Here is a 21,648-nt window from a genome sequence, read left to right on the forward strand (position 1 = left end):
TCCGATTCGCGGGCAAAAAAAAGCAGCTCGGGGGGCGAGCTGCATATTGGCCAAAGGGGGGGGATGGCCATGGGAGGAGCATGCAATCTGGGGTGACTCAGCCCTTGCTGGGCTGCACGTCGCGGATGGCGTTGGACATCCGTTGATCCTGTTTCAACAGCGCCCGCCGGATCTTGGCCAACTGCTCGGGCGGCAGGCCGCTCTTGCCGAACATCTCCAGGGCGAACTGGCGGACCTGCGCATCGGTGTAGGGCGTCTCCTCGCTGTACTGCGGCGAGGTGCAGCCAGCCAGGGCGAGGGCGGCGAGCAGGGCGAGGCGTGTGATCGACGTGTGCATCCGGCCCTCCTGTTCGGCTGTCTGCGTGGCAATGGGCGCAGATTAGCCAAGCGGCGGCGGAGGCAGAAATCATCAGGCTTGATAGTGATTATCGGGGTGGCGCATCGCGCGCCGGGGGAGGGTGCCGCCGGTTGGCGGCACCCGGCGGGATCAGCGGTTGACGTCCACCACCACGCGGCCGCGCACCCGGCCTTCGAGCAGCTCGCCGGCGGTGAGCACCGCCTCGCCCAGGCCGATCTCGCGGGTGATCGCGTTCAGCAGCGCGAGGTCGAGGTCACGGGCCAGGCGATCCCAGGCCTCGATGCGGTCGGCGCGCGGGCGCATCACGCTGTCGATGCCCGCCAGGGTCACGCCACGCAGGATGAAGGGCGCGACGCTGGCGGGAAAATCCATGCCCTGGGCCAGGCCGCAGGCAGCGACCGCGCCGCCGTAGCGGATGCCGGCGCAGACGTTGGCCAGGGTGTGGCTGCCGACCGAGTCGATGGCACCGGCCCAGCGCTCCTTGCCCAGCGGGCGGCCGGGTTCGGCGAGGCTGGCGCGGTCGATGATCTCGCTGGCGCCCAGGCGCTTGAGGTAGTCCGCTTCCTGCGGTCGGCCGGTGGAGGCCGCCACCTGGTAGCCGAGGCGGGCGAGCAGGGCGATGGCGAAGCTGCCGACGCCGCCGTTGGCGCCGGTCACCAGCACCTGGCCCTTGTCCGGGGTCACGCCGTTGCGCTCCAGGGCCAGCACCGAAAGCATCGCGGTGTAGCCGGCGGTGCCGATGGCCATCGCCTGGCGCGAGGTGAAGCCGGCCGGCAGCGGGATCAGCCAGTCGGCCTTGAGACGCGCCTTCTGAGCCAGGCCGCCCCAGTGCGTCTCGCCCACGCCCCAGCCGTTGAGCAGCACCTTGTCACCGGCCTTGAAGGCGGGGCTGTCGCTGGCCTCCACGGTGCCGGCCAGGTCGATGCCGGCGACCATGGGGAAGCTGCGCACCACCGGGCCCTTGCCAGTGATGGCCAGGCCGTCCTTGTAGTTCAGGGTGCTGTAGTCGACCTTCACGGTGACCTCGCCCGCGGGCAGTTGCGCCTCGTCCAGCTCGGCCAGCGTGGCGCGGTAGCCGGTGTCGTCCTTGTCGATCAGGATGCCTTTGAACATCGGGTGTCTCCTCATGCGGAACCTAGGGAAAGGGACGGGCTAGCGCGGCAGCCCGGCGAGAAATCCTTCGATGAAACAGTCCAGCGGCGCGTTGCCCTGCACCAGCCGGGCGCGCAGCACGGCGCCTTCCCAGCCGATCCAGAAGAACGCGGCCCAGCGCTCGCAATCCGTGTCCGGAGCCAGCTCGCCCTCGGCCTTGGCGGCCTCCAGGCACAGGGCCAGGCGCTGCTGCCAGCTGAGCAGGATGGCCTCCAGGGACTCGCGGAAGGCCTCCGGCAGCTGGGTCACCTCCTGGCCCAGGTTGCCCACCAGGCAGCCTCGGCGGAATTCGAAACGCAGCATGCCGGCCTTGGCGTCCTCGACGAAGGCGGCGATGCGCGCCAGCGGAGGGCGCGACGCGTCCAGCAGGCAGCGGTCCAGCTTGCGCGCGAAGTAGTCGGCGTAGTTCGCCAGCACCGCGTGGCCGAAGTCTTCCTTGCTCTGGAAGTAGTGGTAGAACGAGCCCTTGGGCACGCCGACGCGGCTCAGCACCGCATCGATGCCGGTGCTGAGGAAACCCTGCTCGGTGAGGATCTCGGTGCCGCAACGCACCAGGGCGTCGCGGGTGTCGGGGTTGTCGCGATTGACCTTGGGCGGTCGGCCGCGACGGGGCGGGGGTATGGAATCGGTCATGGCGGGGGATATTAGACCGATTGTCTATAAAATCAATGGCGGGTGCGTCGCATCGCTCGCACCCGCCTCGCGCAGCCCCTTATCCGGCAGCGACGAGCTGGCGGATCGCCTGTTCGAAATACTCCGCCGGCTGGCCACCGCTGATCAGGTGGCGACCGTTGAGGATCACCGACGGCACCGAGCGGATGCCGTGGCTGGTGTAGAAGTGTTCCTCCTCGCGCACCTCCTCGGCGAAGCGGCCGGACTCCAGCACCTCGCGCGCCGCCGCCGCGTCCAGCCCGGCGGCTGCGGCCACTTCCACCAGCACCGCGCGGTCGCTGGGGTTGCGCCCCTCGCTGAAGTAGGCGGCCAGCAGGCCCTGCTTGAGCGCCAGTTGGCGGCCTTCCAGCCCGGCCCAGTGCAGCAGGCGGTGGGCGTCGAAGGTGTTGTAGATGCGCCCGCGCGCCTGCATGTCGAAGCGGAAGCCCACCTCGGCGCCGCGCTGGCGGATGTGCTCGCGGTTGGCCGCCACCTGCTCCGGCGTGCTGCCGTACTTCTGCTGGATGTGCTCGACGATGTCCTGGCCTTCCGGCGGCATGTCCGGGTTCAGCTCGAAGGGCTTGAAGGCGAGCGTGACCTTCACCTCGTCGCCGAGGTTGGCGATGGCCTGCTGCAGCGCGCCCAGCCCGACCGCGCACCAGGGGCAGACCACGTCGGATACGAAGTCGATGCTGATGGCCTTGCTCATGGGAAATGCTCCGTGATGGGGGAAGGCGCCCAGTCTATGCCTCGAAAGCGTGCACCGCGACGTATCGCACGACTGTCATCGGCCGGCGGTAAAAAAACAGCGGCCTGACGACGCTTCCAGGCTTGCGTCGGCGGCATCTTCAACCATGCTTGGTAATCCGCCCCGGCTGCTTCGCCGCTCGCGTCCCCGAGCGGCCGTGCCGTTCCCGTCCCGAACCCATCCCGACCATTACGAGGTGTAGACAATGGCCCGCGCGACCCCCATCAACCGCTACCGCAACATCGGCATCGTGGCCCACGTGGATGCGGGCAAGACCACCACCACCGAGCGGATCCTGTTCTACACCGGGGTCAACCACAAGATGGGCGAAGTGCACGACGGCGCCGCCACCATGGACTGGATGGTGCAGGAGCAGGAGCGCGGCATCACCATCACCTCGGCCGCCACCACCGCCTTCTGGTCCGGTTCGGCCAAGCAGTTCGACAAGTACCGCTTCAACATCATCGACACCCCCGGGCACGTCGACTTCACCATCGAGGTGGAGCGCTCCCTGCGCGTGCTCGACGGCGCGGTGGTGGTGTTCAGCGGCGCCGACGGCGTCGAGCCGCAGTCCGAGACCGTGTGGCGCCAGGCCAACAAGTACGGCGTGCCGCGCATCGCCTACGTCAACAAGATGGACCGCGCCGGCGCCAACTTCCTCTGGGTGGTCGGGCAGATCAAGCAGCGCCTCGGCCACACCCCGGTGCCCATCCAGCTGCCCATCGGCGCGGAGGAGAACTTCGAGGGCCAGATCGACCTGCTGAAGATGAAGGCCATCTACTGGAACGATGCCGACCAGGGCACCAGCTTTCGCGAGGAGGAGATCCCCGCCAACCTGCTCGCCGAAGCCCAGGAATGGCGCGAGAAGCTGGTCGAGGCCGCCGCCGAGTCCAGCGAAGAGCTGATGAACAAGTACCTCGAGGGCGAGGAGCTCTCCATCGAGGAGATCAAGGCCGGCCTGCGCCAGCGCACCATCGCCTGCGAGATCGTGCCCGCCGTGCTCGGCTCCTCGTTCAAGAACAAGGGCGTGCCCCTGGTGCTCGACGCGGTGATCGAGCTGTTGCCGGCGCCCATCGAGATCCCCGCGATCAAGGGTACCCACCCGGACGACGAAAACCGCCACGACGAGCGCCATGCCGACGACGACGAACCCTTCTCGGCGCTAGCCTTCAAGATCGCCACCGACCCCTTCGTCGGCACCCTGACCTTCACCCGCGTGTACTCCGGCGTACTGAGCTCCGGCGACTCGGTGCTCAACTCGGTCAAGGGCAAGAAGGAGCGCGTCGGCCGCATGGTGCAGATGCACGCCAACACCCGCGAGGAGATCAAGGAAGTGCGCGCCGGCGACATCGCCGCGCTGATCGGCATGAAGGACGTCACCACCGGCGACACCCTGTGCGACCTCGACAAGCCGATCATCCTCGAACGCATGGACTTCCCCGAGCCGGTGATCTCGGTGGCGGTGGAGCCCAAGACCAAGGCCGACCAGGAGAAGATGGGCATCGCCCTCGGCAAGCTGGCCCAGGAAGACCCGTCCTTCCGCGTGCGCTCGGACGAGGAATCCGGCCAGACCATCATCTCCGGCATGGGCGAGCTGCACCTGGACATCCTCATCGACCGCATGAAGCGCGAGTTCAACGTCGAGGCCAACATCGGCAAGCCCCAGGTCGCCTACCGCGAGAAGATCCGCAACCGCTGCGAGATCGAAGGCAAGTTCGTCCGCCAGTCCGGCGGCCGCGGCCAGTTCGGCCACTGCTGGATCCGCTTCGAACCGGGCGAGGAGGGCAAGGACACCCTGGAGTTCGTCAACGAAGTGGTGGGCGGCGTCATCCCGCGCGAATACATCCCCGCGATCCAGAAGGGCATCGAGGAGCAGATGAAGAACGGCGTGCTCGCCGGCTACCCGCTGCTCGGCCTCAAGGCCACGGTGTTCGACGGCTCCTACCACGACGTCGACTCCAACGAGATGGCGTTCAAGATCGCCGCCTCCATGGCCACCAAGCAACTGGCGCAGAAGGGCGGCGCGGTGCTGCTGGAGCCGATCATGAAGGTCGAGGTGGTCACCCCCGAGGACTACATGGGCGACGTCATGGGCGACCTCAACCGCCGGCGCGGCCTGATCCAGGGCATGGACGAAGCGCCGGCCGGGCGCATCATCCGCGCCGAAGTGCCGCTGGGCGAGATGTTCGGCTACGCCACCGACGTGCGCTCCATGTCCCAGGGCCGCGCCAGCTACTCCATGGAGTTCTCCCGCTACGCCGAAGCCCCGGCCAACATCGCCGACGCCATCGTCAAGAAACAGGGCTAGCCTCGCGCATGGCCCTCTCCACGGGGAGGGCCATCCTGTAGCCCGGGCTTCAGCGCGGGAACTCCCCGCGACAATCCCCTAATTTTTCCTTGCGCCCCGACGTCATCTGTTGCACAGACCTCCATTTCGCGAGCCTCCCATGCCCCAGCAGACCCCCCTGTCGAACCTCCCGCTGCCCGGTGGGCAGAGCCTCGGCGCCGACGAAACCGACACCCGCCTGCACCTCACCCTCGACGGCCAGGCGCTGATCGACCTGGTGCTGCAATGCGGTGCAGAACCGCGCCTGCAGGTGCTCGGCACCCAGCCGGATGTGCACGCCCTGCACGCCGCCTGCTACTGGTTGCTGGCCCGCGACCCGGCCTGCCAGCGCCTGCACTGGCAACTGCCCCAGGTGCCCACCGAGGCCCTGGCCAGCGGCCTGCTGCTGGCCAGCGGGGCAGGGGAGTACCGCTGCGAGCGCGGCCAGTTCTGGCAGCTGCCGGCGCCCTGGATCGCCGCCGCCAGCCCCTACCCGGAGCGCATGGTCGTCAGCGACGGCAAGCGCCACCCGCAGCGCCCGCCCAAGCCCGGCGGCGAGCTCTACCGGCGTTTCGACGCGCGCCTGGGCAGCTGGATTTCCCTGCGCGCGCTGGATATCGACAGCGACCTGGAACGCTTCAACCGCTGGCAGAACTCGCCCCGCGTGCTGGCGTTCTGGCAGGAAGGCGGCGACCTCGACCAGCACCGCGCCTACCTGCAGAAGCTGCACGACGACCCCCACGCGCTGACCCTGATCGGCTGCTTCGACGACCAGCCCTTCGCCTACTTCGAAGCCTACTGGGCCAAGGAAGACCGCATCGCGCCGTTCTACGCGGTGGACGACTACGACCGCGGCATCCACATGCTGGTGGGTGAGGAGAGCCATCGCGGCCCGCACAAGGTGGCCAGCTGGCTGGCGGCGCTGACCCACTTCCTCTTCCTCGACGACCCACGTACCCGCCGCGTAGTGGCGGAGCCCCGCGCCGACAACGCGCGGATGATCGGCCACATGCAGCACCTGGGTTACTACCGGGAGAAGGAGTTCGACTTCCCGCACAAGCGCGCCGCACTCATGGCCATCGGCCGCGAGCGCTTCTTCGACCATTGCGTGCTGGCCTGAGCAAGCCACGTTCTCGATAGGTAGCCCGGGCTTCAGCCCGGGACCGTGGTCGCAGCAATCCCCGGACTGAAGTCCGGGCTACGGGCTGCGGGGCTGGCCTGAGGCGGGGACTCTCCGGGGCCTTCGCCCCGGGATGACGATCCGGGGGAAGGATCAGGCGGATTTTTCGCGGCGCTCCCCGTCGTTGCCGGCGGCCTTCTCGGCTTCGGCGCGGGTCACCTTGCGGCAATGCACCAGGGCATCGCGGATCATGAAGTTGACCAGGGTCGGGGAGACGCCCAGCTCCTTGGCGATGTCCTTCTGCGGCACGCCGTGCAGGCGGTACATCTCGAAGGCGTAGCGGGTGCGCGCCGGCAGTTCGGCCAGGGCATCGGCGATGTGTTCGAGGGTCGCGTAGTTGATGTGCGAAGCCTCGGGCGAAGCCCCCAGGGTCACCACCACGTTGAGGCCCTCCTCCTCGGTGCCGGAATATTTCTGCTCCAGGGCCTGCTTGCGGTAGTGGTCGATGGCCAGGTTGCGCACGATCTGGAACAGGTAGCTGAGCTGCGCCTTGAACGACGAGGTGATCTGCGGGGCCGAATGCAGCCTGAAGAACGCATCCTGCACCACATCCTCGGCGCGGGAACGGCATCCGGTGATACGCGCGGCGATCTTCACGAGGATCGAGCGGTTATCGATGAATGCCTGGAGTAAGGGTGAATCGCACCTGCTTGTGGACAGTTGATCCGTCATGGAAATCACCTTGCGCTTGGGGAGGCAGAGGGCGCCGGGAAGGGGGCGGCCTGTTCAGCGGGGTAACAAATTATGTCCAATGATAATCATTGTCAAATGCGATGAATAATTAATATTCGACTTTCTGCAGCAGAGCACGGGCAGGCTTCAGCTCTGTTGCAGCGCCGCTCTGCGTCGGCCCTTCCGATCAACGGCGCAGCGCGGCCCCGGGGCGGGGACGATCCGCTAATTATTTTCGGGCTCCATCCGTTCTCCTCTGTGAAAGCGCGGGCAGGTGGCCCCGCTGCATGGGTTTCGCAGACAGGAGAACGACATGGTGTTCGATCGTGATGACGTGGTGTTCCAGGTGGTCATCAACCACGAGGAGCAGTACTCGATCTGGCCGGACTACAAGGCCATCCCCGCCGGCTGGCGCGCCGCCGGCAAGAGCGGGCTGAAGCAGGAGTGCCTGGCGTACATCGAGGAGCACTGGACCGACATGCGCCCCCTGAGCCTGCGCAAGCAGATGGAACAGGCCGAAGGGGTGGCCTGAGGTGAGCGCGCCGATCAGCCTGCGCCTGTTCTGCCTGCCGTATTCCGGCGCCAGCGCCATGGCCTACAACCGCTGGCGGCGCATCCTGCCCGCCTGGCTGGTGGTGCAGCCGCTGGAGCTGCCGGGGCGCGGCATGCGCATGGACGAGCCGCTGCACACCCGCCTCGACACGCTGGTGGCGCAGCTCGCCCGCGAGGTCGCGCCCCAGGTGCAGCAGCCCTACGCGCTGTTCGGCCACAGCCTGGGCGGGCTGCTCGCCTTCGAGCTGGCCCATGCCCTGCGCGAGAAGGGGCTGCCCGAGCCCCTGGCGCTGTTCCCCTCGGCCACCGCCGGCCCAGCCCGGCGCAATGTCGATGACTACCGCGATGCCAAGAGCGACGCCGAGCTGATCGCCAGGCTGCGCAACCTCCAGGGCACCCCCGAGGAGGCGCTGGCCAACGAGGAGCTGCTGCGCCTGACGCTGCCCATCCTGCGTGCCGACTTCCTCGTCGCCGGCAGCTACGCCTACCGCCGGCGCGAGCCGTTGCAGGCGCCCATCCATGTGCTCGGCGGCAAGGCCGACGAGCTGCGCGTGGATGAGCTGCTGGACTGGCAGGACGAGACCGCCACCGGCTTCTCCCTCGACCTGTTCGAGGGGCACCACTTCTTCCTCCAGCAACAGGAGGCCGCCGTGCTGCGCACCCTCAAGCGCTACGCCGAGCAGCACCTGCTGCGCCTGCGCGCCCGCACCTCGCGCCAGGTTCCGCTGGCGGCCGGCTGAGCCGCCCGGCGCGGCCGTCGTGCCGGGCGCGCCCCTTCGCTTCAACGAACCCCGAATTCAAGCCGCATCAGGCAGGACGACAACATGATGGACGCCTTCGAACTCCCCAGCACCCTGGTCCAGGCCCTGCAGCGCCGCGCTGCCGAACAGCCGGAACGCCTCGCCTTGCGCTTTCTCGAAGGCGAGGGCGACGGCGTGGTCATCAGCTACCGGGAGCTGGACCGGCGCGCCCGGGTGATCGCCGCCGCCCTGCAGGCGGAAGCGGAGTTCGGCGACCGCGCGGTGCTGCTGTTCGACAGCGGCCCCGATTACGTCGCGGCGTTCTTCGGCTGCCTCTACGCCGGCGTCATCGCCGTGCCGGCCTACCCGCCGGAGTCCGCACGCCGCCATCACCAGCTGCGCCTGCTGTCGATCATCGACGACGCCGAGCCGGCCCTGGTGCTGACCAGCGCCGCCCTGCGCGAACCCCTGCAGCAGCTGAGCACCGACCTGGGCGCCGCCGGGCCGGCGCTGCTCTGCGTCGAGGACCTGCAGGACGAACTGGCCGACGCCTGGTGCGAGCCGCTGCTGGCCGCCGACGACATCGCCTTCCTGCAATACACCTCCGGCTCCACCTCGCTGCCCAAGGGCGTGCAGGTGAGCCACGGCAACCTGGTGGCCAACGAGCTGTTGATCCGCCGTGGCTTCGGCATCGGCGCGGACGATGTGATCGTCAGCTGGCTGCCGCTCTACCACGACATGGGCCTGATCGGCGGCCTGCTGCAACCCATCTTCAGCGGCGTACCCTGCGTGCTCATGTCGCCGCGCTACTTCCTCGAACGCCCGGTGCGCTGGCTGGAGGCCATCGCCCAGTACGGCGGCACCGTCAGCGGCGGCCCCGATTTCGCCTACCGCCTTTGCTGCGAGCGGGTCAGCGCCGCGGCCCTGGCGCGGCTGGACCTCAGCGGCTGGCGCGTGGCCTTCTCCGGCTCCGAGCCGATCCGCCAGGACAGCCTCGAACGCTTCGCCGGCCAGTTCGCCGCCTGCGGCTTCTCCGCCGCCAGCTTCCTCGCCTGCTACGGCCTGGCCGAGGCGACCCTGTTCGTCACCGGCGGCGTGCGCGGCCAGGGCATTCCCGCCCTCGGCGTGGACGGCGCCGCACTGGCTCGGAACCGTATCGAGCCGGGCGCCGACAGCCTGCTGCTGAGCTGCGGCTTCGGCCAGCCCGGGCACGCGGTGATGATCGTCGAGCCGGCCACCGGCGCCGTACTCGGTGAGAACCAGGTGGGCGAGATCTGGGCCAGCGGCCCGAGCATCGCCCACGGCTACTGGCGCAACCCGGAAGCTACTGCCAAGGCCTTCGTCGACCGCGATGGCGTGAGCCGGCTGCGCACCGGTGACCTGGGCTTTCTGCGCGATGGCGAGCTGTTCGTCAGCGGCCGCCTCAAGGACATGCTCATCGTCCGTGGCCACAACCTCTACCCGCAGGACATCGAGCGCACCGTCGAGACCGAGGTGGCGCAGGTGCGCAAGGGCCGCGTCGCCGCCTTCGCCGTCGAACAGGACGGCGAGGAGGGCATCGGCATCGCCGTGGAGATCGGCCGCAGCGTGCAGAAGGCCCATGCGCCGGAAACTCTGATCCGCATGATCCGCCAGGCCGTGGCCGAGGCCTGCCAGGAGGCGCCTCGCGTGGTGGCGCTGCTCAACCCCGGCGCGCTGCCCAAGACCTCCAGCGGCAAGCTGCAACGCTCCGCCTGCCGCCGCGGCCTGGACGACGGCAGCCTCGACGCCTACGCCTGCTTCCCCGCCATCGACTCCAGCGCTGCATCCACTGCCCCGGTCGAAGCCGCCGGCGAGCTGCAACAGCGCATCGCCGCCCTCTGGGCCGAACAGCTGCAGGTGCCGGTGGTGAACGCCGACGACAGCTTCTTCCTGCTCGGCGGCAACTCCATCGGCGCCGCCCAGGTGATGGCGCGCCTGCGCGACGAACTGGGGCTGGAGCTGGAATTGCGCCAGCTCTTCGAAGCCCGCTCCCTGGCCGAATTCACCGCCGCCGTACAGGCCCAGCAGGCTGCCGGCGTGCCGCGCCAGGGCGCCATCCCCCGCCTGCCGCGCAACCAGGACCTGCCGCAATCCCCGGCGCAGAACCGCCTCTGGTTCCTCTGGCAGCTGGACCCGCAAAGCGCCGCCTACAACATCCCCGGCGGCCTGCGCCTGCGTGGCGAGCTGGACGAAGGCGCCGTGCTGCGCAGCTTCCAGCAATTGGTGCAGCGCCATGAAGCGCTGCGCACGCGCTTCCTCGAACGGGACGGCGTCGCCCTGCAACGCATCCTGCCGTCCCAGGAACTGACCCTCTCGCGCCTCGACCTCAGCCACCTCGACGGTGCCGAACGCGATGCCCGCGCCGCCCAGCTGCGCGAGGAAGAAGCCCAGGTGCCCTTCGACCTGGAGCAGGGCCCGCTGCTGCGCCTGACCCTGGTGCGCCTGGACGACGAACAGCACCAGCTGTGGCTGACCCTGCACCACATCGTTGCCGATGGCTGGTCGCTGAACCTGCTGCTGGACGAATTCTCCCGCCTCTACGGCGCCGCCTGCGGTGGCCCGGCGGCGGACCTGGCGCCCTTGCCCCTGGGCTACGCCGACTTCGCCGCCTGGCAGCGCCAGTGGCTGGCCGAGGGCGAGGCCGAGCGCCAGCTGGCCTGGTGGCGCGAGCAACTGGGCGACGAAGCCCCGGCCCTGCAACTGCCCACCGACCGCCCGCGCACCGCCCAGCGCAGCCACGCTGCCGCGCGCCACAGCCTGCGCCTGGACGACGACCTGGCCAAGGCCCTGCGTGCGCTGGCCCAGGCCGAGCATTCGACCCTGTTCATGGTGCTGCTGGCGGCTTTCCAGGGCCTGCTGTTCCGCCTCAGCGGGCAGGCGGACATCCGCATCGGCGTGCCCGGCGCCAACCGCCAACGCCTGGAAACCCAGGGCCTGGTCGGCTTCTTCATCAACACCCTGGTGCTGCGTGGCCAGCTCGACGGCCGCCGCACCTTCAACGCACTGCTGGCCCAGGCCCGCGAGGCCACCCTCGGTGCCCAGGCGCATCAGGACCTGCCCTTCGACCGCCTGGTGGACGCCCTCGGCGGCGAGCCGTTCCAGGTCATGTTCAACCACCAGCAGCGCGACCTCTCCGCGCTGCGCCGCCTGCCGGGCCTGCTCGCCGACGAGCTGCCCTGGCACAGCCGTGAGGCCAAGTTCGACCTGCAATTGCACAGCGAGGAAGACGCCCGTGGCCGCCTGACCCTGGCCTTCGACTACGCCACCGAACTGTTCGACGCCGGCAGCGTGCGCCGCCTGGCCGAGCGCTTCGTCAGCCTGCTGCGCCAGGTGGTTGAGCAACCTGAGCGGGCCCTGGGCGATATCCAGCTGCAGGACGAGGCCGAGCGCAGCCAACTGGCCGACTGGGCCCGCGCACCGCAGCCTGTCGCCAGCCGCTGGCTGCCCGAGCTGCTGGAACGGCAGGCTACCGCCGCTCCGCAGCGCATCGTCCTCAGGTGGGCCGATGGGCAACTGGACAGCGCCACGCTGCACCGCCGCGCCAACCGCCTGGCCCATCGCCTGCAGGCCCTGGGCGTCGGCCCCGACGTGCCGGTGGCTATCGCCGCCGAGCGCTCGCCGGAACTGCTGGTCGGCCTGCTGGCCATCATCAAGGCTGGCGGCGCCTATGTGCCGCTGGACGTGGACTACCCCCGCGAACGCCTCGCCTACATGCTGCAGGACTGCGGCGCGAGACTGTTGCTGACCCAGTCGCACCAGGTGGAGCGCCTGCCCATCCACGAAGGCGTTCGCGTCATCGAGCTGGACCGGGAGGAGGGCGACTGGCCCGACAGCCCGCCGACCGCCGCCGTGCACGGCGACAACCTCGCCTACGTCATCTACACCTCCGGCTCCACCGGCCAGCCCAAGGGCGTCGGCAACACCCACGCCGCCCTGGCCGAACGCCTGGCCTGGATGCAGGCGCAGTACCGCCTGGACGCCAGCGACGTGCTGCTGCAAAAGGCACCGGTGAGCTTCGACGTCTCCGTCTGGGAATGCTTCTGGCCGCTGGTCACCGAGGCGCGCCTGGTCTTGGCCGCGCCCGGCGAACACCGCGACCCGCGCCGCCTGGTGCAGCTGGTGCGCGAACACGGCGTGACCACGCTGCACTTCGTGCCGCCGCTGCTGCAACTGTTCATCGAGGAGGCGGGCGTCAGCGAATGCACCTCCCTGCGCCGCCTGTTCTCCGGTGGCGAGGCGCTGCCCGCCGCCCTGCGCGACCGGGTGCTGGAGCGCCTGCCGGCGGTGCGCCTGGACAACCGCTACGGCCCCACCGAAACCGCCATCAACGTCACCCACTGGCAATGCCGCGTCGAAGACGGCGAGCGCTCGCCCATCGGCCAGCCCCTGGGCAACGTGCTCTGCCATGTGCTGGATGCCGAACTCTCGGCCCTGCCGGTCGGCGTGCCAGGCGAGCTGTGCATCGGTGGCGCGGGTCTCGCCCGTGGCTATCTGGGCCGCGCGGCGCTGACCGCCGAACGCTTCGTGCCCGACCCCTTCGGCGAGCCGGGCGCACGCCTGTACCGCACCGGCGACCGCGCCCGCTGGGGCGCCGACGGTGCGCTGGACTACCTCGGCCGCCTCGACAGCCAGGTCAAGCTGCGCGGCTTCCGCGTCGAGCCCGAGGAGATCCGTGCGCGCCTGCTGGCCCAGCCCGGCGTCGGCCAGGCGGTGGTGGTGCTGCGCGACGGCCCCGGCGGCCCGCGCCTGGTGGGCTACTACTGCGCCAACGGCGCTGCCGAAGAGGAAGCCCGGCAGGCCGAGCGCCTGCTGCAGGCCCTGCGTGACGAGCTGCCGGAGTACATGGTGCCGGCGCAACTGGTGCGCCTGGACGCGCTGCCTGTCGGCCCCAGCGGCAAGCTGGACCGCCGCGCGTTGCCCGAACCCGCCTGGCAGCAAGCCGAGCACCGCGAGCCGGCCACTGAGCTGGAGCAACGGGTCGCCGCCATCTGGCGCGAGGTGCTGGGCATCCAGCGCATCGGCCTGGACGACGACTTCTTCGCCCTCGGCGGCCACTCGCTGCTGGCCACCCAGATCGTCTCCCGCACCCGCCAGGCCTGCGACGTCGAGCTGCCGCTGCGCGCGCTGTTCGAGGCCAGCACCCTGGAAGGCTTCTGCGCCGAGGTGGCGCGCATCCAGGCCAGCGGCCAGGTGGACAGCCAGGGCGTGATCGCCCGCGTCGACCGCAGCCGCCCGGTGCCGCTGTCCTATTCCCAGCAGCGCATGTGGTTCCTCTGGCAGCTGGAGCCGGACAGCCCCGCCTACAACGTCGGCGGCCTGGCGCGCCTCAGCGGGCCGCTGGACGTGGCCCGCTTCGAGGCGGCCTTGCAGGCCCTGGTGCAGCGCCACGAGACCCTGCGCACCACCTTCCCCAGCGAGAACGGCGTGCCGCGCCAGCAGGTGGCCGAGCAATCGTCCCTGGTCATGGGCTGGGAGGATTTTTCCGCCCTCGATGCCGCAACGCGCGAAGCCCGCCTGCAGGCGCTGGCCGATGACGAGGCCCACCGACCCTTCGACCTGGAGACCGGCCCGCTGCTGCGGGTGGTGATGGTCAAGGGCGGCGAACGCGAGCATTTCCTCGTAGTGACCCTGCACCACATCGTCACCGAAGGCTGGGCGATGGATATCTTCGCCCGCGAGCTGGGCGCGCTCTACGAGGCCTTCCTCGACGACCGCGAGTCGCCCCTGGCGCCCTTGCCGGTGCAGTACCTCGACTACAGCGCCTGGCAGCGCCAATGGCTGGAAGGCGGCGAGCGCCAGCGCCAGCTGGACTACTGGACGGCCCAGCTGGGCCACGAGCACCCGCTGCTGGAGCTGCCGACGGACCGCCCACGCCCGCCGGCCCAGAGCCACCGGGGCGAGCTGTACCGCTTCGACCTGCCGGCCGCACTGGCCGAGCGCGTGCGCGCCTTCAACGCGGCCAACGGCCTGACCCTGTTCATGACCATGACCGCCACCCTGGCCGTGCTGCTGCACCGCTACAGCGGCCAGCAGGACCTGCGCATCGGCGCGCCGGTGGCCAACCGCATCCGCCCGGAAAGCGAAGGGCTGATCGGCGCTTTCCTCAACACCCAGGTGCTGCGTTGCCAGCTCGACGGGCAGATGAGCGTCGCCGCGCTGCTGGAGCAGGTGCGCCACACCGTGATCGAGGGCCAGTCGCACCAGGACCTGCCCTTCGACCAGCTCGTCGAGGCCCTGCAACCGCCGCGCAGCAGTGCCTACAACCCGCTGTTCCAGGTGATGTGCAACGTGCAGCGCTGGGAGTTCCAGCAGACCCGCGAGCTGGCAGGGATGAAGGTCGAGTACATCGCCAACGACGCCCGCGCCACCAAGTTCGACCTCAACCTGGAGGTCACCGACCTCGACCATCGCCTCGGCTGCTGCTTCACCTACAGCTCCGACCTGTTCGACGAGCCGCGCATCGCGCGCATGGCCACCCACCTGTGCAACCTGCTGGAGGCGCTGCTGGGCGACCCCGCGCGGCGCCTGGCCGAGCTGCCGCTGCTCAGCGACGGCGAGCGCCTGGCGCAGCTCGAAAGCCTGGGCGAGGAGCCCGGCGAGCACCGCCTCGACGGCTGCATCCATCGGCTGTTCGCCGAGCAGGCCGCGCGCGCACCGACAGCGCCGGCCCTGACCTTCGCCGGCGAGACCCTCGACTACGCCACCCTGGATGCCCGCGCCAACCGCCTGGCTCACCTGCTGCGCGAGCGCGGCGTCGGCCCCGAGGTGCGCGTCGGCCTGGCCCTGGAGCGTTCGGCGGCGATGGTGGTCGGCCTGCTGGCCATCCTCAAGGCCGGTGGCGCCTACGTGCCGCTGGACCCGGAATACCCCACCGAACGCCTGCACTACATGATCGAGGACAGCGGCATCGTCCTGCTGCTGGGCCAGGCCGCGCTGTTCGACACCCTCGGCGAGCTGCCGGCCGGCGTGGGCCGCTGGTGCCTGGAAGAGGACGAGGCCGCGCTGGCCGCTTACCCCGCCAGCGCGCCGGTGGACCTCGCTCGGCCGCAGCACCAGGCGTACCTGATCTACACCTCCGGCTCCACCGGCAAGCCCAAGGGCGTGGCCGTCAGCCACGGCGAGATCGCCATGCACTGCCAGGCGGTGATCCGCCGCTTCGGCATGCGCGCCGACGACTGCGAGCTGCACTTCTATTCCATCAACTTCGACGCCGCCAGCGAGCGCCTGCTGACGCCGCTGCTGTGCGGCGCGCGCCTGGTGCTGCGGGCCCAGGGCCAATGGGGCGCCGAGGACATCTGCCAGCTCATCCGCGAGCAGGGCGTCACCATCCTCGGCTTCACCCCCAGCTACGGCAGCCAGCTGGCCCAGTGGCTCGGTGCGCGGGGCGAGACCCTGCCGGTGCGCCTGGTGATCACCGGGGGCGAGGCGCTGACCGCCGAGCACCTGCAGCGCATCCGCGCGGGCTTCGCGCCCCAGGCCTTCTTCAACGCCTACGGCCCCACCGAGACGGTGGTAATGCCCCTGGCCGCCCTGGCCCCGGCGCAGCTGGAGGGGGGCGCCGCCAGCGTGCCCATCGGCCGCATGGTCGGCGCGCGGGTGGCCTGCATCCTCGACGCTGATCTGGCCCTGGTGCCGCCCGGTGCCATCGGCGAGCTCTATGTCGGCGGCGCCGGCCTTGCCCGTGGCTACCACCAGCGCCCGGGCCTCACCGCCGAACGCTTCGTGCCCAACCCCTTCGCCACCGATGGCGGGCGCCTGTACCGCACCGGCGACCTGGTGCGCCAGCGCGACGACGGCCAGCTGGAATACCTCGGCCGCATCGACCAGCAGGTGAAGGTGCGCGGCTTCCGCATCGAGCTGGGCGAGATCGAGGCGCGCCTGCTGGAACACCCGGCGGTGCGCGAAACCGTGGTGCTGGCCCTGGACAGCCCCAGCGGCAAGCAGCTGGCCGGCTACGTGGCCTGTGCCGCAGCGGAAGAGGGCGCCGATGCGCAACACGCGCTGCGCGAAACCCTCAAGGCGCACCTGCGTGCCCAGCTGCCGGAGCACATGGTGCCGGCGCACCTGGTGCTGCTCGCCAGCCTGCCGCTGACCCCCAACGGCAAGCTCGACCGCCGCGCCTTGCCGGCGCCGGACCCGGAGCACAACCGCCAGCAGTACCTGGCACCGACCAGCGAGCTGGAGCAGAGCCTGGCGGCCATCTGGCGCGAGGTGCTCAACGTCGAGCAGGTCGGGCTCGCCGACAACTTCTTCGAGCTGGGCGGCGACTCCATCCTCTCCATCCAGGTGGTCAGCCGTGCGCGCCAGCAGGGCATCCACTTCAGCCCGCGCGACCTGTTCCAGCACCAGACGGTGCAGACCCTGGCCGCCGTCGCCCGCCGCGAGGCGCTGACCCAGGCGGACCAGGGCCCGGTGACCGGCAGCATGCCGCTGACGCCGATCCAGCACTGGTTCTTCCAGCAGGCGCCGGAGAACGTCGGCCACTGGAACCAGTCGCTGCTGCTGGAAGCCGGCGAGCGCCTGGATGCGGGCCATCTGGAGCAGGCCCTGCAAGGCCTGGTGCAGCATCACGATGCCCTGCGCCTGTCCTTCACCCGTGACGGCGACACCTGGCACGCCGAGCACCGCGCCCCCGCCAGCGAGGCCGACGGCCTGCTGTGGCAGGCGCAGGTGGGCGATTTCGCCGAGGCCGACACCCTGCTGGCTGATGCCCAGCGCAGCCTCGACCTGGCCCATGGCCCGCTGCTGCGCGCCTTGCTGCTGGAAGGCCCGGACGGCCGGCAGAAACTGCTGCTGGCCATCCACCACCTGGTGGTGGACGGCGTCTCCTGGCGCGTGCTGCTGGAAGACCTGCAAACCGCCTATCGCCACCTGCAGGCCGGGCAACCCCTGGCGCTGCCGGCGCGCACCAGCGCCTTCAAGGCCTGGGGCGAACGCCTGGCGGCCTATGCCGGCAGCGAGCCGCTGCGCGAAGAACTGCCCTGGTGGCAGGCGCAGCTCGGCGGCGACGACGCGCCGCTGCCCTGCGACCGCGATGCCGAGCAGGACCTGGAGCGTGACGCCCAGCGCCTCACCCTGCGCCTGGATGCCGAGCACACCCGCCAGCTGCTGCAGCAGGCGCCGGCCGCCTACCGCACCCGCGTCGACGACCTGCTGCTCACCGTCCTGGCCCGCGTGCTGTGCCGCTGGGCCGCGCGTGATTCGGTGCTGGTGCAACTGGAAGGCCACGGCCGCGAGCCGCTGTTCGACGACATCGACCTCAGCCGCACCGTCGGTTGGTTCACCAGCGCCTACGCGCTGCGCCTGGCCCCGGCCCAGGGGCTCGGCGCTGCCATCAAGGCGATCAAGGAACAGCTGCGCCAGGTGCCCCACAAGGGCCTCGGCTTCGGCGTGCTGCGTTACCTGGCCGACCCGGCCACCCGCGCCGCCATGGCGGCGCTGCCGCCGGCGCGCATCACCTTCAACTACCTGGGCCAGTTCGACGGCAGCTTCGCCGAGGGCGCGCTGCTGCGCCCACTGGAAGAGAGCGCCGGCCCGGCCCACGATGCCGACGCCACGCTGCCCAACTGGCTGAGCGTGGACGGCCAGGTGTTCGGCGGCGAGCTGCTGCTCAACTGGACCTACAGCCAGGCGCGCTACGACCGCGCCACGGTGCAGGGCCTGGGCGAAGCCTTCATCGCCGAGCTGCAGGCGCTCATCGCCCATTGCCTGGAGGAGGGCGCCGGTGGCCCGACGCCGTCGGACTTCCCCCTGGCGCACCTGAGCCAGGAGCAGATCGACCAGTTGCCGGTGCCGGCCGCCACCATCGACGACATCTACCCGCTCACGCCCATGCAGGAAGGCCTGCTGCTGCACACCCTGCTGGAGCCGGGCACCGGCATCTACTACATGCAGGACCGCTACCGCATCAACAGCGCGCTGGACGTGGAACGCTTCACCCGCGCCTGGCGCGCGGTGGTGGCGCGGCACGAGGCGCTGCGCGCCTCCTTTGTGTGGAACGCCGGGGAAACCATGCTGCAGGTGATCCACAAGCCCGGCGCCACCGAAGTGGACCTGCTGGACTGGAGCGACCTGCCCGAGGAGGGCCACGAGGAGCGCCTGCAAGCGCTGCACCGCACCGAGCGCGAGGCCGGCTTCGACCTGCTGCACCAGCCGCCCTTCCACCTGCGCCTGATCCGCCTGGGCGAGGCGCGCTACTGGTTCATGATGAGCAACCACCACATCCTCATCGACGCCTGGTGCCGTGGCCTGCTGATGAGCGACTTCTTCGAGGTCTACGCCGCCCTGGGCGAGGGCCGCGAGCCGCAGCTGCCCCTGGCGCCGCGCTACCGCGACTACATCGGCTGGCTGCAGCGCCAGGACCTGGGCCAGGCCCGCGCCTGGTGGCAGGGCAACCTGGCGGGCTTCGAGCGCACCACGTACCTGCCGAGCGACCGGCCGATCCTCCGCGAGCACGCCAACGACAGCGGCGGCATGCAAGTGGGCGACCGCATCACCCGCCTGGACGCCGCCGACGGCGCCCGCCTGCGGGAACTGGCGCAGCGTCACCAGCTCACCGTCAACACCCTGGCCCAGGCAGCCTGGGCCCTGGTGCTGGCGCGCTACAGCGGCGAGCGCGACCTGGTCTTCGGCGTCACCGTGGCCGGGCGCCCGGTGGGCCTGCCCGAGATGCAGCGCACCGTCGGCCTGTTCATCAACAGCATCGCCCTGCGGGTGAAGCTGCCCGCACCGGGCCAGCGTCTGGGCGTGCGTGACTGGCTGCAAGGGCTGCTGGCCAGCAACCTGGAGCTGCGCGAGCACGAGTACCTGCCGCTGGTGGCCATCCAGGAATGCAGCGAGCTGCCCAAGGGCCAGCCACTGTTCGACAGCCTCTTCGTGTTCGAGAACGCGCCGGTGGAAGTCGCGGTGCTGGACCGGGCACAGAGCCTCTCGGCCAGCTCGGATTCCGGCCGCACCCACACCAACTTCCCGCTCACCGTGGTCTGCTACCCGGGCGACGACCTGGGCCTGCACCTGTCCTACGACCGGCGCTACTTCGAGGAAGCGACCATCGATCGCCTGCTGGGCGAGTTCAAGCGCCTGCTGCTGGCCCTCGGCGAGCACATCGAGGCCGACATGTACGCGCTGCCGCTGCTGGGGGATGCCGAGCGCGAGCTGCTGCTCAACGGCGTCAACCAGAGCGCCCGCGACTACCCGCTGGAGCAGGGCTACGTGCGCCTGTTCGAGGCCCGCGTCGCCGCGCACCCGCAGCGCATTGCCGCCCGCTGCCTCGACCGCCAGTGGAGCTACGCCGAGCTGAACCGCCACGCCAACCGCCTGGGCCACGCCCTGGGCACCGCCGGCGTCGGCCTCGACCAGCCGGTGGCGTTGCTGGGCGAGCGCGGGCTCGACCTGCTGGGCATGATGGTCGGCACCTTCAAGGCTGGCGCCGGCTACCTGCCGCTGGACCCGGCGCTGCCCACCCCGCGCCTGACGCGCATCCTCGAACTCAGCCGTGCCCCGGCGCTGGTGGCCACCCGTGCCTGCCGCGACCAGGCCATGCTGCTGCTGGAGGAGCTCGGCTGCGGCCAGCGTCCGCGCCTGCTGGTGTGGGAGGACGTGCTGCAAGGCGCCTGGCCGGAGCAGGACCCGGGCATCCACAGCGGCCCGGGCAATCTGGCCTACGTCATCTACACCTCCGGCTCCACCGGCCTGCCCAAGGGCGTGATGGTCGAGCAGGCCGGCATGCTCAACAACCAGCTGAGCAAGGTGCCGTACCTGGCGCTGACCGAGGCGGACGTGATCGCCCAGACCGCCTCGCAGAGCTTCGACATCTCGGTGTGGCAGTTCCTCGCCGCGCCGTTGTTCGGTGCGTGCACCGAGATCGTCCCCAACGCCATCGCCCACGACCCGCAGGCGCTGCTGGCCCATGTGCGCGAGCGCGGCATCACCGTGCTGGAGAGCGTGCCGTCGCTGATCCAGGGCATGCTCGCCGAAGACCGCGCCGTACTCGGCGCCCTGCGCTGGATGCTGCCCACCGGGGAAGCCATGCCGCCGGAGCTGGCGCGCCAGTGGCTGGAGCGCTACCCAGCGGTGGGGCTGGTTAACGCCTACGGCCCGGCCGAGTGCTCGGACGACGTGGCCTTCTTCCGTGTCGACGCCGCCTCCACCGAGGGCACCTACCTGCCCATCGGCAGCCCCACCGACAACAACCGCCTGTACCTGCTGGACGACGCCTTCGAGCTGGCGCCCCTGGGCGCCGTGGGCGAACTCTGCGTCGCCGGCACCGGCGTCGGCCGTGGCTACGTCGGCGACCCGCTGCGCACCGCCCAGGCCTTCGTGCCCAGCCCCTTCGGCGCCCCGGGCGAGCGCCTGTACCGCACCGGCGACCTGGCCCGCCGCCGCGCCGACGGCGTGCTGGAGTACGTTGGCCGCGTCGACCACCAGGTGAAGATCCGTGGCTACCGCATCGAGCTGGGCGAGATCGAAGCCCGCCTGTTCGAGCGCCAGGACGTGCGCGACGCCGCCGTCAGCGTGCAGGAAGGCCCCACCGGCAAGTACCTGGTGGGCTACCTGGTGCCGCGCGAGGCCGAGCGCTTCGCCCGCGCGCCCTCGCCGGCCAGCCGCCTGGCGGAAGAGGGCGCCTGGTTCGAAGCCATCAAGCAGCAGCTGCGCGGTGATCTGCCGGACTACATGGTGCCGCTGCACTGGCTCGTGCTCGAGCGCATGCCGCTGAACGCCAACGGCAAGCTCGACCGCAAGGCCCTGCCGCCCCTGGAGTTCGGCCCGCTGCAGGCCCAGGACTACCTGGCCCCGCGCAACGAGCTGGAAACCACCCTGGCGGGCATCTGGGCCGAGGTGCTCAAGGTCGAACGGGTCGGCGTGCGCGACAACTTCTTCGAACTCGGCGGCCACTCCCTGCTCGCCACCCAGATCGCCTCCCGCGTGCAGAAAACCCTGCAACGCAACGTGCCCCTGCGGGCCATGTTCGAGTGCAGCACGGTGGAGGAACTGGCGAGCTACATCGAATCGCTGGAAGGCAGCGTCGTAACCGAAGAGAAGGCCGCACGGCTGGAGGACCTGATGGCCAGGCTGGAGATGCTGTAACGGCAGCAGGGCACGCGGAGCGGGGAGGGCTCCGCGTGCGCCGGCTGGATGGGCAGGTGCACGGTGTTTTCAGAAAATACCTGAACGCCTGCACATAAATGGCTGATAAACCGCTTAAGAAGAACGTGCTAGCGCCGATAGCAAGGGACGCCCCTGCGTCCG

10 protein-coding genes are annotated in these 21,648 nt (G+C 70.2%); 5 read left to right on the plus strand and 5 right to left on the minus strand.

The annotated features are described in order from the left end of the window. Nucleotides 1-97 precede the first annotated feature (97 nt). From WFQ67_RS23590 to WFQ67_RS23605, 4 genes are all read right to left on the minus strand, one after another. Nucleotides 98-337 carry a hypothetical protein gene (locus WFQ67_RS23590; protein ID WP_337058360.1) on the minus strand — a complete coding sequence of 80 codons (240 nt, stop codon included), beginning with the start codon at nucleotides 335-337 and terminating at the stop codon, nucleotides 98-100. A 150-nt stretch (nucleotides 338-487) separates the two neighbouring features. Beyond that, nucleotides 488-1,471, minus strand: a complete 984-nt coding sequence (gene acuI / locus WFQ67_RS23595) for an acrylyl-CoA reductase (NADPH) (RefSeq protein WP_337058361.1) — start codon at nucleotides 1,469-1,471, stop codon at nucleotides 488-490. Nucleotides 1,472-1,510: 39 nt separating this feature from the next. Beyond that, nucleotides 1,511-2,143 carry an acrylate utilization transcriptional regulator AcuR gene (gene acuR / locus WFQ67_RS23600; protein ID WP_213629898.1) on the minus strand — a complete coding sequence of 211 codons (633 nt, stop codon included), beginning with the start codon at nucleotides 2,141-2,143 and terminating at the stop codon, nucleotides 1,511-1,513. 79 nt (nucleotides 2,144-2,222) lie between these two features. Further along, a complete protein-coding gene (locus WFQ67_RS23605) occupies nucleotides 2,223-2,870 on the minus strand; it encodes a DsbA family oxidoreductase (RefSeq protein WP_213629900.1) in 648 nt (215 codons plus the stop codon). A gap of 244 nt (nucleotides 2,871-3,114) precedes the next feature. On the opposite strand from WFQ67_RS23605, the gene fusA reads away from it, so the two are divergent. Both fusA and WFQ67_RS23615 read left to right on the plus strand, forming a co-directional pair. Then, nucleotides 3,115-5,217 (plus strand): elongation factor G, encoded by a 2,103-nt coding sequence (gene fusA / locus WFQ67_RS23610; RefSeq protein ID WP_173174103.1) that lies wholly within the window; start codon nucleotides 3,115-3,117, stop codon nucleotides 5,215-5,217. Nucleotides 5,218-5,356: 139 nt separating this feature from the next. Further along, nucleotides 5,357-6,355 (plus strand): GNAT family N-acetyltransferase, encoded by a 999-nt coding sequence (locus tag WFQ67_RS23615; protein ID WP_337058362.1) that lies wholly within the window; start codon nucleotides 5,357-5,359, stop codon nucleotides 6,353-6,355. Nucleotides 6,356-6,508: 153 nt separating this feature from the next. On the opposite strand, the gene WFQ67_RS23620 is transcribed toward WFQ67_RS23615, so the two are convergent. After that, complete coding sequence (locus tag WFQ67_RS23620; RefSeq protein ID WP_111259982.1) at nucleotides 6,509-7,087, minus strand: RNA polymerase factor sigma-70; 579 nt, start codon at nucleotides 7,085-7,087, stop codon at nucleotides 6,509-6,511. A 313-nt stretch (nucleotides 7,088-7,400) separates the two neighbouring features. Here WFQ67_RS23620 and WFQ67_RS23625 point away from each other — a divergent pair, with 313 nt between their 5' ends. The 3 genes from WFQ67_RS23625 (at nucleotide 7,401) to WFQ67_RS23635 (ending at nucleotide 21,486) form a co-directional block, all read left to right on the plus strand. Next, entirely contained in the window at nucleotides 7,401-7,619 is a 219-nt protein-coding gene (locus WFQ67_RS23625) for an MbtH family protein (RefSeq protein WP_044404743.1), read from the plus strand. A gap of 1 nt (nucleotide 7,620) precedes the next feature. Beyond that, a complete protein-coding gene (locus WFQ67_RS23630; RefSeq protein ID WP_160481109.1) occupies nucleotides 7,621-8,379 on the plus strand; it encodes a thioesterase II family protein in 759 nt (252 codons plus the stop codon). An 84-nt stretch (nucleotides 8,380-8,463) separates the two neighbouring features. Then, nucleotides 8,464-21,486, plus strand: a complete 13,023-nt coding sequence (locus tag WFQ67_RS23635; RefSeq protein ID WP_337058364.1) for a non-ribosomal peptide synthase/polyketide synthase — start codon at nucleotides 8,464-8,466, stop codon at nucleotides 21,484-21,486. Nucleotides 21,487-21,648 lie beyond the last annotated feature (162 nt).

The sequence above is a fragment of the Pseudomonas sp. USHLN015 genome, from assembly GCF_037153275.1.
Lineage (GTDB): Bacteria > Pseudomonadota > Gammaproteobacteria > Pseudomonadales > Pseudomonadaceae > Metapseudomonas > Metapseudomonas tohonis.